The organism is Xanthobacter dioxanivorans, assembly GCF_016807805.1.
GTDB classification, from domain to species: domain Bacteria; phylum Pseudomonadota; class Alphaproteobacteria; order Rhizobiales; family Xanthobacteraceae; genus Xanthobacter; species Xanthobacter dioxanivorans.
Map to the genome: position 1 here is coordinate 5747225 of NZ_CP063362.1, position 13403 is coordinate 5760627.

Sequence of the window (13403 nt, forward strand, 5' to 3'; positions counted from 1 at the left end):
GGCCATGGCGCTGTCGCTCGCCGCGTGCACCACCAGCCCCACCGAGGCGCCGCCCCCCTCCAGGCCGCAATATACGAGCCCGATTCCCCCGATCGCCTCGTCGGCCGCTGGGGCCTTGCCGCTTACCACCGTCCGGACGACGCCACCCGCACCGAGAACCAGGCCCGGGCCTCGTGCGGCAACAATCCCTACGTCATCACCGCCGGCTCCAGTGGCGGCGTGATGATGTATCTCGCCGACGACAACAAGCTGACGGAGCTGGTCTCCAAGCAGTCGGGCGGCGGCCCGGTGTTCATCGGCCCGCCCGACGACCCCGCCGGCGGCGAGCGCGACCGCCAGGTGGTCCGTTTCGACGGCAACGTGCTGGTGCTGAAGTTCGTGGACCCCGAGGTGGCCAAGCGCTACGGCACCATGGTCTACGTGCGCTGCTCCTGAGCGGTTGCCGGCGCTGCGGCGCCGGCTTTCGCCTTTGCTCGAACGGCAAAAGCGCTCTGGCCCCATGGATCTGGGCCGCCCGTCTCCTGCCGCCGCATTCCTGCGTGATGCGGCGGGGTGAACGGCCGGCCCCCTTCCTCCCGGCCGCGAGACGGCTGCGTTCACGCGCCCCTGCGGAGATCGCTTTCGGGGCTCGCTTTCAGCGGCTGAACGCCCCAAGCATCGCCGAGCCGCGATTGGTGGGATCGAAGATGTGCAGCCCGAGCTCCTCCGTGAGCTCGCGGAAGGCGGCGATGCCGCGGACCGAATTGCCCTTGGCGTCGAGGCGCGGCGAATAGGTGCCGATGCCCAGCTGCCGATTCACCACCCCGAGAATGCCCCCGCCTACCCCGCTCTTTGCCGGCACGCCCACATCGAACGCCCAGTTGCCGGCGAAATCGTACATGCCCGACGTGAACATGACGGAGAGCGTGTTGCGGACCGCTTCCACCCCGAACACGGTCGCCCGGGTCAGCGGGTTTTCCCCGATATTGGCCAGCGTCGCGCCCATCCGGGCGAGGTCGGAGGCGGTGACGAGGATGGAGCACTGGCGGAAATAGAGATCGACCGTGGCATCCACGTCCGCATCGAGCGCGCCGGCGCTCTTGAGCAGATGGGCGATGCCGCGGTTGCGGTGACCGGTCTCCGCCTCGGAGCGATAGACCGTCTCGTCGATGTCGAGCCGGCGCCCCGCCGCGGCCGAGAAGCGGTCCATCAGCATCTCGAAAGCCTCGCCGCCATACGCGCCGGCGATGAGGCCGCTGACGGTGATGGCACCCGCATTCACCATCGGATTGTAGGGACGGTTGGTGGTCGGGTCGAAAACGATGGCGTTGAAAGCGTCACCCGAGGGTTCGACCCCCACGTGGGCGAGCACCTTTTCCCGGCCCAGCGCCTCAAGTGCGAGACAATAGGCAAGCGCCTTCGAGATGGACTGGATGGTGAAAGGCACCTCCACGTCGCCCACCCCCACGAGCTCGCCCTCGACCGAGATCGCGGCAATGCCGAACCGCTCCGGATCGACGCGCGCCAGCTCCGGGATATAGGCCGCGAGTTCGCCCGAAATATCGTGCCGCGCGCGCTCGTAGGTGTGGCGGACGACCGATTCGAGTCCATAGGCGCCGCCCGCACTCTGGCTCACTGCCATGATCGCTCCTTTAACGTCCCACGCCGCGCGGCCTGCCGCCAGAAAGCCTGCCCGGCCAAACCTCACCCCGGCGGGGATCACGATGCGATCCTGCCCGAACGGACAGCGGACGAACAGGCGCCAAGCGAACGACAAGCAGGGCTCGCGTCAATTCAGCAAGCACAAGACGTGCCAAGATCCCAGGGGAGACAATCAATGACGAGGAAGGCTGCTGCAATCCGGAGACCGGGATGAAAAGTCCCCCAATCTAAAATTCATACAAATACAAAAATGAGATAATTTGGAATTTTAAAACTTATAAATTTATGAATGAAAGATACTTTCGACTTGATCACTCAAAAATTCAATCATACCGATCTGCATATATTAAATTAAATTGCGAGTTCAGATATGGGGTGTGCATTGATGCCCTGCCGCCAGCATCGGCGACATCCGAATGCCTTTCCCGTCCTGATACTGGCTACGGTCGTTCGCATGGTCGAGATCGCATGACCGCGGACGGTGGCGGAAGGACGGACATCCGGGACCCGGCAATTGCTGCCCCGCGCAGCAGCGGACGATTCCAGCTGCGTCCGCTGCTGGTGGTGGTCCACCGCGTCCTGGGCCTCACCACCGCCCTCTTCCTCGCCGTTGCCGGATTGACGGGCAGCCTGCTCGCCTTCCACACGGAAATCGACCGCTGGCTCAATCCTGATGCCTACACGGCGGTGGCCATGGGTGCCCCGCTCTCGCCGGAAGCCCTCGCCGCGCGCATCGAGGCCGGCGATCCGAAGCGGGTCGTCTGGTTCATGAGCCTCGAACGCGAGCCGGGCCGCTCGGCGCAGGCGCTCATCTCCGGACGGACCGATCCCGCCACAGGCCGGCCGTTCGACCTTCAGGCCGACCGCCTCCACGTCGACCCGGTGAGCGGGACGATCCTCGCCGAGCGCCTGTGGGGCGAATGCTGTTTCTCCCGCCTCAACCTCGTTCCCTTCCTCTACGAGTTCCACCACAATCTGAGCCTGCCGGGCACCTATGGCATCCTGCTGATGGGCGGCGTCGGGGTCCTGTGGCTGCTCGACGGCTTCGTCGGCCTCGCCCTCACCTTCCCGCGCGGGCGGCCCTTCTTCGCCAAGTGGCGGCCTGCCTTCGCCATCAAGGGGGGCAGCACCTTCCGCCTCAGCCTCGACCTGCACCGCGCCGCGGGGTTGTGGCTCTTCGCAATGCTGATCGCCGTGGCGCTCTCGTCCGTCGCCATGAACCTGCGGGCGGAAGTGGTGGAGCCGGTGGTCGGCCTGCTCTCGAAGCTCACACCCACGCCCTTGTCCGGTGCTGCGCTGGAGAAGCCGCGCGAGCGCACCCTCTCCTACGACGTGGCTCTGGAGGCTGGGGTCGGGCAGGCCCGCGCGCGCGGCTGGGACACCCCCGCGCGCCAGATCTTCTACTCGCCGCACTACGGCATCTTCGGCGTCGCCTTTGGCGAGCCCGACGAGCCGATGGACACACGCTGGCTCTATTTCGACGGCGAGACGGCGGCGTACAAGGGCGCCTCCCTGCCCGGCGTCGGCACGGCGGGGGACATTTTCCTGCAGGTGCAGTTCCCCATCCACAGTGGCCGCATCCTCGGCCTGCCGGGGCGCATCCTCATCTGCGTGACCGGGCTCGCGGTGGCGATGCTGTCCGTCACCGGCGTCGTCGTGTGGTGGAAGAAGCGCGCGGGGCGCAAGGGTCGTGCGGCGAAGTCCGCACGGGCGAAGGCGGCGCCGGCGGAATAGGGCGCGCCGGGCCTATTCGTCCATCTTCAGCGCGGCGATGAAAGCTTCCTGCGGAATCTCCACCTTGCCGAACTGGCGCATCTTCTTCTTGCCTTCCTTCTGCTTGTCCAGAAGCTTGCGCTTTCTCGAGATATCACCGCCATAACACTTGGCGGTCACGTCCTTGCGCAGCGCCTTGATGGTCTCGCGGGCGATGATCTTGGCGCCGATGGCGGCCTGGATCGGGATGTTGAACAGATGCTGGGGGATCAGGTCCTTCAGCTTCTCGCACATCACCCGGCCCCGCGCGTCGGCGCGCGCGCGATGCACCAGCATGGAGAGCGCATCCACCGGCTCGGCATTCACCAGGATCGACATCTTCACCAGGTCGCCGGGGCGATACTCGGTAATCTGGTAATCGAAGGAGGCGTAGCCCTTGGAGATGGACTTCAGCCGGTCGTAGAAGTCGAACACCACCTCGTTCAGCGGCAGGTCATAGGTGACCATGGCACGCGCGCCCACGTAGGTGAGCTCGATCTGGTTGCCGCGCCGGTCCTGGCAGAGCTTGAGAACCGAGCCGAGATAGTCGTCCGGGGTGAGGATGGTGGCGCGGATCCACGGCTCGCGGATCTCCTCGATCTTCACCACGTCCGGCATGTCGGCCGGGTTGTGCAGGTCGATCACCGAGCCGTCCGTCATCTGGATCTCGTAGATGACCGAGGGGGCGGTGGCGATGAGGTCGAGGTTGAACTCGCGCTCCAGCCGCTCCTGGATGATCTCCAGATGCAAAAGCCCGAGGAAGCCGCAGCGGAAGCCGAAGCCTAGCGCCGCCGAGGTCTCCATCTCATAGGAGAAGCTGGCGTCGTTGAGGCGCAGCTTGCCCATGGCGGCGCGCAGGTCCTCGAACTGGGCCGCATCCACCGGGAACAGGCCGCAGAACACCACCGGCTGGGCCGGCTTGAAGCCCGGCAGCATGTCGGCGCAGGGGCGCTTCTCCTCGGTGATGGTATCGCCGACGCGGGTGTCCGCCACTTCCTTGATGGAGCCGGTGAGGAAGCCGATCTCCCCCGGGCCAAGCTCGGCCATGACCACCATCTTGGGGTGAACACGCCCACCCGGTCCACGTCGTTGACGGCGCCTGAGCCCAGCATCTTGATGCGCTGGCCCTTCTTCAGCACGCCGTCCACCACCCGCACCAGCACCACGACGCCGAGATAGGTGTCGTACCAGCTGTCGACCAGCAGCGCCTTCAGCGGCGCCTCGCGGTCGCCCATGGGCGGCGGCAGGCGGGTGACGATGGCCTCCAGCACCTGGTCCACGTTGAGGCCGGTCTTGGCGGAAATGCCGATGGCATCGGAGGCGTCGAGGCCGATCACGTCCTCGATCTGCGCCTTCACCTTCTCCGGCTCGGCGGCGGGCAGGTCGATCTTGTTGAGGACGGGAATGATGTCGTGGTTGTTGTCGATGGCCTGGTAGACGTTGGCGAGCGTCTGCGCCTCGACGCCCTGGGAGGCGTCCACCACCAGCAGCGAGCCCTCCACGGCGGCCAGCGAGCGGTTCACCTCATAGGCGAAGTCCACGTGGCCGGGGGTGTCGATGAGGTTGAGGGTGTAGGTCTCGCCGTCCTTCGCCTTGTAGGACAGGCGCACGGTCTGGGCCTTGATGGTGATGCCGCGCTCGCGCTCGATATCCATGTTATCGAGCACCTGCTCCGTCATCTCCCGCTCGGAGAGGCCGCCGGTGAGCTGAATCAGGCGGTCGGCGAGGGTCGATTTCCCATGGTCGATATGGGCGACGATGGAGAAGTTGCGGATGTTCTTCTGGGCGGTGGCGGTCATCCGGGCCGCATAGCACCGGCGCGGGGCGGCCACAAGGCGGAGCGGGCGCAGGGAGCTCCTCCACCTGAACGCGCCCGGCTGCGGCGGGGAGCGGCCGCGGCCCTTTTCCGCCTGTGGACCAACGGGTCAACTTCGGCCGCCGCCCTGGCTCGAAGGGCAGCGGTCTTCGCCTCACAACCCCATCAGGCGCCGTTTCTTGCCGTTGCCGGCGGCGTCGGGCTCCTCCGGCTCCGGGCCGGGATCGTCGGGGAGCGGCGGCAGCGCCACGATGGGATCCGGCCGCGGCGACCGGCTGCGATCGGCGAATGCAGCCGGAGCCGGCGACGCGGCAGACACCGGCGCGGCGGGCGGCGATGCCGGAGGGACGATCTCGACGACCACCGGCGCGGCCTCCGCCGCCTTCTGCGCCATGGGCGGCTTCGGCATCTCGGGTGCCGTGATGCCCGCTTCCTCCGCCTCGGCGATGGCCTCCGCCTGCCCGGCGGCGAGCGTGCGGGCGGCCGCCCGCTCCGCCGCGAGGGAGAGGGCCGCGGCCTGCTCGGCCGCCTTCGCCTCCTCGCTGGCCCGCACGGCGGCGATGGCAGCCTTCACCCGCTCCGCCTCATGCTCCAGGATCGGCGTGGCGGAAACACCCGGCGGCACGTCCCACACGAAGACGTCGAGGCGGCCGGTGACCGGAGAGATGGCGGCCCAACGGTCGGAGACGACGCCATCGGCGATCCAGGCCGGATCGCGGTTGGCCCGCACCGCCCGCGCCGTCCATTCCCGCGCCTTGCCGATATCGGCGTGCTCGGCGGCTTCCAGCTCCGCCATCAGCAGGCAGATGCGCTGGCTCGGCTCGGCGAGCAGCGGCTCCAGCACCATGCGCGCCTGCTTGAACTCCTGCGCGTCGATGGCGGCGCGGGCGAGCGCGATCGCGCTCTCACGATGGGCCGGCGCCCGGTTCACCAGCGCACGGATGCGTTTCAGGCGGTCCTGCGCGGCATCGCCCGGGCGCAGATAGGCCTCCACATCCGCGAGTTCCGGATGGGGACTGGCGGCAAACGCGGTCTCCACGATTCTCGCCGCCTTGCGCAACTCCCCGTCAGCGCCGAGCAAGCGGCCGGCGCAGGCTGCGGCGGGCACCAGGGTGGGAGCAAGGCGCACCGCCTCCACTGCCCGCTCACGCGCCACCGGTGGATCGCTCTGCTCCAGGGCGATGGCTTCCGCCGCCAGCAGCACGGCCTTGCGGCGGCGATATTGCGCCTTGTCGATGCCCTTGTGCGCCATCTGGCGTTCGAGGATGGCCCGCGCGCCGGCGTAATCGCCGCCGGCGCAGCGCGCCTCGATCACCGCCTCCGCCGCCCAGCCGAGCGCAGGGGCCGACGCTGCGGCCTCCTCGGCGATGGCGTAGGCCGCCACCTTGTCCCCGGCCTTGCGGGCTTCCATGTGGAGCCCGCGCAGGCCGAGCAGGCGTGTCGCCGGGTCGTCCACCATGGCGCGGAAGGCGGCCACGGCCACCTCGTGGTTGTTGTCGAGCTGCGCCGCCTGGGCCGTCAGCAGGTGGGTCAGCGGCTCATGGGGCAAGAACTTCACCGCCTCCGCCCGCGCGTGGCGGACGGCGGCATGGTCGCCGATGCCCACCGCCAGCAGGCCGCGCGACACCGCGTTCCAGCCCTTCTCGCGCCGCCGGCGGCGCGAGAAGGCGGCGAGGAGCTTCGGCGAGCGCACGAGGACGGACAGAAGCCGCCACAAAAGGAGCAGCAGCCCGGTGATCACCGCGAACACCGCGAGGGCCACCGGCACGGTGGTCTCCACCCGCCAGCCCTGCCAGACGACGGCGATCTCGCCCGGCCGATCGGCGAGCCAGGACGCGCCGAAGGCGATGGCGACGAGGACGAGAAGGAACAATACGAGGCGGATCACGGCACCTTCCCCGAAATGGCGGCGAGCTGCTGCTGGTAGAGTGTGCCGGCGACACGCACCGCCTGGGCCCGCGCCTCGATGTCGCGAACGACGGACAGGCGCGCCAGCACGCCTTCCGGCAGTTGCCTCAACGTGCGCAGGGCCTCCTCCAGCTGGCCGGCCTTCACCTGGGCGACGGCGGCTTTGAGGAGCGCTTCCGCATCGATCGCGCCGGGGCCGGCGGCGGGGCGCACCTTCACCAGGCTCTCGGCAGAGGCCATCAGCCGATCGAGCAGGGAGGCGGAGGGCGTCGCCGGCGCGGGGGCCAGCGCGCCGAATGCGGTGGCGCCTTCCTGCGCCAGGCGTGCGGCGAGCTTCGCCGGCGGGGCGAAGCCCTCCGCAGCGGCGGCGGAAAAGGGGGCGAGCTGGCCGGCGCCGGCGCCGAGCGTGGTGCGCGCGGCGGCGAGCTCCGCCGCGAAGGGCCGGCCGGAGACGACCGCGTCGCGGAAGGTGGCGAGCACCACCAGCCCGGCCGCGGCGCGGTTGAAGGCGGTGGCGGTGGCGGCGGCGTCCTCGATCTGCGTCTTCAGGGCATCGAGGCGTGGCCCGACGGCGTCGATGCGGGCACCAAGCGCCAGAACCTGCGCGCCGGCCTGCTGGGCGCCGGAAGCGGCCGTGGCGGCAGCGGTCTGGAGGCCCGCCTGCGCCGTGCGCAGCGCCTCGATCTCGCGGGTTGCGGCGGCGAGGGTGGCCCGGGCGGCCTCGGATGCAGCCTTCAGCTCGTCCACCGTTTTCACCAATCCGGGCGGCACAGCCGGCGCGGTCGGGGCGGCAGGAGCCGGCACGGGCGCCGGCGCGGCCTTGAGGCCGGCGACCGTGGCTTCAAGGCTCTTCAGCGCCGCCTCACTGCGTTCCAGCCGCTCGGAAAGTGCCGCGAGCGCCTTCGGATCGGCGGCGGGGCGCGCCTCGAGGGCGGCGATGCGGCTCTGGAGCGGAGACACATCCATGGGTGACGGCGCGGGCGCCGACACCGTCGGCGGCAGCGCCGCAGGCGCCTTTTCCGGCAGCGCATACCACAGGCCGCCGGCCACGCCGCCACCGGCGACGGCACCAGCGAGAAGGGCCGCGACGAACGCTCCGGCGCCCGAGCGGGCCGGCGGGACGGGTGCGGCGGCGGGCGCAAGCGCCTCTTCGGCCACCTGCTCGGCGCTCTTCGTCTCGAACGGGGCCTCGGCCGCCTCCAGGCCGGAGGGACTCGCCACCGCGGTGTCGGTCTCGAACGGTGCGGCGTCGCCGCTGGATGCCGAAGTTTCGGGCGCCGCCGGCGCAGCATCGGCCGGGGGCGTGTCCGCGACGGCCTCGGCCTTCAGGTCGAGCGTGGGTGGGGTGCGGGCCGGGCGGGAGACGAAGTCCTCCGCCTTTGGATGGTCGCTCGCCGGATCGTCGCGCACCATGGGCGTCCCTCGTGCCTCCCTCGTGAGATCTGATCCGCGTTCCGGTCCGGGATAGACCGCCCCGCGTCACGCCGCAACAGCCCGGCGTGCCGACGCCCGTCACAGCCCCGTCACAGCAGGGCGAAAAGCGCATCCTCGTTGGGGGCGGCGGCCACCTCCACCTTCAGCCCCGCCTTCACCAGCGGCTCGGCCACCTGCTCGGACAGGCACAGTTCGCGCACGCGGGCCAGTTCGCCGGTGAGGCCCGCCGCGGCGACGCACCGCAGCAGGGTCTTGACCGTCCTTTGGGACAAGTGCAGCGCCGCCGTGACGGTTCCTGCGGCGAGCGCGGCGCGGGCCTCCTCGGACAATGCGTCGGCGGGCTCGGCCGCATAGATGATGGCGAGGTCCAGGGTGATGCCCGGTGCCGCCAACAGGGCCTGAAGGTCCGCCGCCCGGTCCTCGCCGGCGGGGTTCAGCACCCGCGCGCCGGATGGGAGCGCGGCGGCGATGCGTCCGGCCAGGGCCGAGGCGTCGCCATCGCAGTCCGCCACCTGGGTGAAGCCGGCCGCGCGGGCTTCCTTGGCGGTGCGCGGCCCCACCGCGAACGCCGGCAGATGAAAGAAGCGCTGCCCTTCCGGATGGGTGGCGAACGCCTTCACCCCGTTGATGGAGGTGAAGGCCACCGCATCGAACGGGCCTTCGGGCAACGGCGTCCGGGTCGGCGCGATGCGCAGCATGGGATCGACCGTCACCCCATGCCCGAGCGCGCGCAGGCGCTGGGCCGTCTGGGAGGCGGCGGGCTCCGGCCGGGTGACGAGAACATGCATGGGTCACTCTCAATCCGCTTCAAGAAACGGGGCAGAACATGGCTTTTGTGGGCAGATCGAAATGACCTGCCGGCGGCGCGCAACCAGATCCCTTGCCGCGCCGCGTTCCCCTCACAGGCCCAGCAGCCGGGCCGGCGCGCTCGCCCGCAGCGTGGCGCCACATTCCGTTCCGAGGCGGGCGGCATCGACGATGGGCGCCCGCGCCTCGATCTCCGCCGCATCGGAGCCGTCGGGCACCAGCACGAGGCCGCGCAGGCGCACCTCCCGCCCCTCCACCGTGGCAAGGCCCGCGATGGGGGTGCGACACGAGCCGTCGAGGGCGGACAGGAAGGCGCGCTCGGCATCGAGGGCGATGCCGGTATCCCGGCAGGCGATGGCGGCGATGGCCGCGTTGGTGTCCGGATCGTCGATGCGGCATTCGATCGCCACCGCCCCCTGCCCCACCGCCGGCAGGAAATCCGCCGGATCGAGCAGCGCGCTCGCGGCTTCGGCGAGGCCAAGGCGGGTCAGGCCGGCCAGCGCCAGCAGGGTGGCGTCGAACTCGCCATCCTTCACCTTGGCGAGGCGGGTGTGGACGTTGCCGCGCAGCAATTCCACCTTGAGATCCGGCCGCAGGCGCCGCAATTGCGCCTCGCGCCGGAGCGAGGCGGTGCCGATGCGCGCGCCGGCGGGAAGATCATCGAGCCCCGCCCCCTCCTTCAGGATGAGGGCGTCGCGCACGTCCGCCCGTGGCAGATAGCCGGCAAGGTGCAGGCCCTCCGGCAGGAAAGTCGCCACGTCCTTCGCCGAATGCACGGCCAGGTCCACCCGGCCGTCCAGCAGCGCTTCCTCGATCTCCTTGGTGAACAGGCCCTTGCCCCCCGCCTCCGACAGCGCGCGGTCCTGGATCTGGTCGCCGGAGGTGCGGATGACAGAGATGGCGATCGCCTCCGCCGGCACCTTCAGCGCCGCCGAAAGGGCGGCCTGCACGGCATGGGCCTGCCACAGTGCCAGCGGACTGCCGCGCGTGCCGATGGTGAGGCGCGGCCTCACGGACGCGGGTTCGGATTTCGGTGTGTCGCTCATTCGTAATCTCGCGCGGGGCCGCGTACAATGCGCGAGGGAATCGAAATGGGATAGAGCGGCGTTCCGGCGCAGCGCGGGACGTTCTGGAGGGACAGGGTTTGGCCGATCTTCTGGTTCTCGGCATCGAGACCACCTGCGACGAGACCTCTGCGGCCGTGGTGGCGCGCTCGCCTTCGGGAGCGTCCGACATCCGCTCCAACGTCATCCGCTCGCAGGTGGAAATCCACTCGCCCTATGGCGGCGTGGTGCCGGAGATCGCCGCGCGCGCCCATGTGGAAATCCTCGATCATGTGATCGCCGAGGCCATGCGGCAGGCGAACGTGGACTATTCCGAGCTCTCGGGCGTCGCAGCGGCGGCGGGCCCGGGGCTCATCGGCGGGGTCATCGTCGGCCTCACCACCGCCAAGGCCATCGCGCTCGCGGCCAAGAAGCCGCTGGTGGCGGTGAACCATCTGGAGGCCCACGCGCTCACCGCCCGCCTCACCGACGGCGTCGCCTTCCCCTATCTGCTGCTGCTCGTCTCCGGCGGGCACACACAGTTGCTCGCGGTGGAGGATGTCGGCCGCTACACCCGCCTCGGCACCACGCTGGACGACGCGGTGGGCGAAGCCTTCGACAAGGTGGCGAAGATGCTGAGCCTGCCCTATCCCGGCGGGCCGCAGGTGGAGGCGCAGGCCAAGCTCGGCTATGCGGGGCGCTTCGCCTTCCCCCGCCCCATGCTGGGCCGGCGCGAGCCGGACTTCTCCCTCTCCGGCCTGAAGACCGCCGTGCGGCTGGAAGCCGACCGCCTTGCCCCGCTCACCGACGACGACGTGGCCGACCTGTGCGCCGGCTTCCAGGCGGCGGTGGTGGACCTGATCGCCGACCGGGTGCGCGCCGGCGCCCGCGCCTTCCGCGACCGGCTCGGGCGCGGGCCCACGGCCCTCGTGGCGGCGGGCGGCGTGGCGGCCAACGGCATGATCCGCGAGACACTGGCGAAGGTCGCCGCCGAGCTCAATGTCCGCTACGCCATGCCGACGCCGGCCCTGTGCACCGACAACGGCGCCATGATCGCCTGGGCGGGGGCGGAACGCCTCGCCCGCGGCCTCCGCGACAAGCTGGACGTGAGCCCACGCGCCCGCTGGCCGCTGGATCCGGCCGCCGCCGCATCCGCCAACGCCCGGGCCTGACCGGTGCCGTCTTCGGTCTTTCGGCGCATCGGCGTCATGGGCGCGGGCGCGTGGGGTACGGCGCTGGCCAACGCCGCCGCCCGCGCCGGACGCGATGTGGTGCTCTGGGGCCGCGACGGCGTCGCCATGGCCGAGATGGCGCGGCTGCGGGAGAACCGCGCGGACCTGCCCGGCATCGCCCTTGATCCGGCGGTCACGCCCACCGGTGACCTTGCCGCCGTCGCCGCTTGCGATGCGCTGCTGCTGGTGGTGCCGGCGCAGGCCTGCCGCGAGGCCCTCGAGCGCCTCGCGCCGCTGGCGCGTCCCGGCCTGCCGGTGATCTCGTGTGCCAAGGGCATCGAGCGCGGCAGCCGCGCTTTCATGAGCGAGGTGATCGCCGAGGTGATGCCGAAGGCGTCGCCGGCCGTGCTCTCGGGGCCGAGCTTCGCTTCCGACGTGGCGGCGGGACTGCCCACCGCCGTCACCCTTGCCGCCCGCGACGCGGCGCTGGCCGTGGCCGTCACCCGGGCGCTCGGCTCCCCGACGCTGCGGCTCTATCACTCCACCGACGTGCGCGGGGTGGAAATCGGCGGGGCGGCGAAGAACGTGCTGGCCATCGCCGCGGGCATCGTCGCCGGCCGCAGGCTCGGAGCGAGCGCGGCGGCGGCGCTGGTGGCGCGCGGCTTCGCCGAGCTGATGCGCTTCGGGCGGGCGTACGGGGCGAAGGCGGAGACCATCACCGGGCTTTCCGGCCTCGGCGACCTCATCCTCACCACGTCCGGCCCGCAATCGCGCAACTTCGCCTTCGGCCGCGCCCTGGGGGCCGGTGAGGCGGCGGGGGACAAGCTGGCGGAGGGCGCCTTCACCGCCGGCGTTCTGGTGGAGATGGCCGCGGCAAAGGGCGTGGACGTGCCGGTGAGCGCCGCGGTGGATGCGGTGCTCGGCGGGCGGATCTCCATCGACGACGCCATAGAGGCGCTCATGGCCCGCCCGCAGAGAGCCGAGGCGTAGGGCGCCCAGCGCCCTACGCCTTCAGCTTGTCAAAGGTGCGCGCCATCTCCTCGCGGCTCACATGGTCGATGATGGCGGGATGCAGCACGTCCTCTCCGGCGCGGAATGCCGCCTCGGCATCGACGCGGGCGAGGGCAATCTTCAGGGCACCGACCAGGTCGTAAAGCGACCAAGCGTGCCCCGCATCGCGCAGGGCCGATTGCAGGGCACCCTGCACCAGGGCGCGGACCGTGCGGTGTGATTCGGAGACCGGCACCTCGTCCGCCTCGTCCTCGAGCGCGGAGACGCAGGCCTCCTCGTTGAAGGAGACATGGCCGCGGCAGGCGAGCGGGCGCACCGGGTAGATCACGCAGATGCCCTCGGCGAGGAACGGGCATTCGCGGCCGAGGAACATGGTGCCGGCGGTCTCGGCCGTGGCGTCGGCGGTGGCGGCGAGGCGCGCGGGCAGGTCGATGCCCACCTTGCGGAATCCGCCCGCCATGGCCCGCACGTAGCGCGCCACCATCAGCACCTCCGGCGCGGTGGCGACAACCTGGATGCGGCAACAGGTGCCGCAGCCCTTGCGGCAGGCCAGTGGCGGCAGGTCCTTCGTCTGCTCGGCCACATTGTGCTCGTAGCTGGAAAAGGCCTGCATCCAGATGCGGTCGAGGAAATCCGCCGCGCCCTTGTGGGCATCGAGGGTGAGGCCGAAGGCGGCATGCTGGGCACGAAAGAAGGCGGCGGGACCCTCGCCGGTCTCCGCGCGGGTTTGTGAAGCGACCGCCACCGCAAGCCTCCAAATATTCCAACCGCCCCGCAACGGGCGCGCCGGCATGCTGACCAACGTCGTGAGCCGGCACA

Annotated in this window: 10 protein-coding genes and 1 pseudogene; 4 read left to right on the forward strand and 7 right to left on the reverse strand. The window is 70.5% G+C overall.

From position 1 onward, the window contains the following. Positions 1-24 precede the first annotated feature (24 nt). Positions 25-435, forward strand: coding sequence for a hypothetical protein (locus EZH22_RS26780; protein WP_231711168.1), 411 nt, complete (start codon positions 25-27; stop codon positions 433-435). Positions 436-634: 199 nt separating this feature from the next. On the opposite strand, the gene glsA is transcribed toward EZH22_RS26780, so the two are convergent. Next, complete coding sequence (gene glsA, locus EZH22_RS26785; protein WP_203193400.1) at positions 635-1621, reverse strand: glutaminase A; 987 nt, start codon at positions 1619-1621, stop codon at positions 635-637. A 488-nt stretch (positions 1622-2109) separates the two neighbouring features. On the opposite strand from glsA, the gene EZH22_RS26790 reads away from it, so the two are divergent. After that, a complete protein-coding gene (locus EZH22_RS26790; protein ID WP_203193401.1) occupies positions 2110-3375 on the forward strand; it encodes a PepSY-associated TM helix domain-containing protein in 1266 nt (421 codons plus the stop codon). 12 nt (positions 3376-3387) lie between these two features. Here EZH22_RS26790 and lepA read toward each other — a convergent pair. The 5 genes and pseudogenes from lepA to hemC form a co-directional block, all read right to left on the reverse strand. Beyond that, positions 3388-5192, reverse strand: a pseudogene (gene lepA / locus EZH22_RS26795) (translation elongation factor 4). A 171-nt stretch (positions 5193-5363) separates the two neighbouring features. Next, positions 5364-7097, reverse strand: a complete 1734-nt coding sequence (locus tag EZH22_RS26800; RefSeq protein ID WP_203193402.1) for a heme biosynthesis protein HemY — start codon at positions 7095-7097, stop codon at positions 5364-5366. Continuing rightward, positions 7094-8530 (reverse strand): COG4223 family protein, encoded by a 1437-nt coding sequence (locus tag EZH22_RS26805; RefSeq protein ID WP_203193403.1) that lies wholly within the window; start codon positions 8528-8530, stop codon positions 7094-7096. Before EZH22_RS26805 ends, EZH22_RS26800 begins: the two co-directional genes overlap by 4 nt. Before the next feature lie 110 nt (positions 8531-8640). Continuing rightward, on the reverse strand, positions 8641-9339 hold the full coding sequence (locus EZH22_RS26810) for a uroporphyrinogen-III synthase (RefSeq protein ID WP_203193404.1): 699 nt from the start codon (positions 9337-9339) through the stop codon (positions 8641-8643). Positions 9340-9450: 111 nt separating this feature from the next. After that, positions 9451-10404, reverse strand: coding sequence for a hydroxymethylbilane synthase (gene hemC, locus EZH22_RS26815; protein WP_203193405.1), 954 nt, complete (start codon positions 10402-10404; stop codon positions 9451-9453). 98 nt (positions 10405-10502) lie between these two features. Between hemC and tsaD the strand changes: the two genes are divergently transcribed. Next, positions 10503-11573: a tRNA (adenosine(37)-N6)-threonylcarbamoyltransferase complex transferase subunit TsaD gene (gene tsaD / locus EZH22_RS26820; RefSeq protein ID WP_203193406.1), complete on the forward strand. Its 1071-nt coding sequence runs from the start codon at positions 10503-10505 to the stop codon at positions 11571-11573. A gap of 36 nt (positions 11574-11609) precedes the next feature. Continuing rightward, a complete protein-coding gene (locus EZH22_RS26825) occupies positions 11610-12563 on the forward strand; it encodes an NAD(P)H-dependent glycerol-3-phosphate dehydrogenase (protein WP_203196788.1) in 954 nt (317 codons plus the stop codon). Positions 12564-12576: 13 nt separating this feature from the next. On the opposite strand, the gene EZH22_RS26830 is transcribed toward EZH22_RS26825, so the two are convergent. Further along, positions 12577-13329 carry a YkgJ family cysteine cluster protein gene (locus EZH22_RS26830; protein ID WP_203193407.1) on the reverse strand — a complete coding sequence of 251 codons (753 nt, stop codon included), beginning with the start codon at positions 13327-13329 and terminating at the stop codon, positions 12577-12579. Positions 13330-13403 lie beyond the last annotated feature (74 nt).

Bases quoted from the DNA above. Each gene is read 5' to 3' on its own strand.
- glsA (WP_203193400.1), bottom strand. From the start codon at position 1,621: ATGGCAGTGAGCCAGAGTGCGGGCGGCGCCTATGGACTCGAATCGGTC.
- EZH22_RS26790 (WP_203193401.1), top strand. From the start codon at position 2,110: ATGACCGCGGACGGTGGCGGAAGGACGGACATCCGGGACCCGGCAATT.
- EZH22_RS26805 (WP_203193403.1), bottom strand. From the start codon at position 8,530: ATGGTGCGCGACGATCCGGCGAGCGACCATCCAAAGGCGGAGGACTTC.
- EZH22_RS26810 (WP_203193404.1), bottom strand. From the start codon at position 9,339: ATGCATGTTCTCGTCACCCGGCCGGAGCCCGCCGCCTCCCAGACGGCC.
- hemC (WP_203193405.1), bottom strand. From the start codon at position 10,404: ATGAGCGACACACCGAAATCCGAACCCGCGTCCGTGAGGCCGCGCCTC.
- EZH22_RS26825 (WP_203196788.1), top strand. From the start codon at position 11,610: ATGGGCGCGGGCGCGTGGGGTACGGCGCTGGCCAACGCCGCCGCCCGC.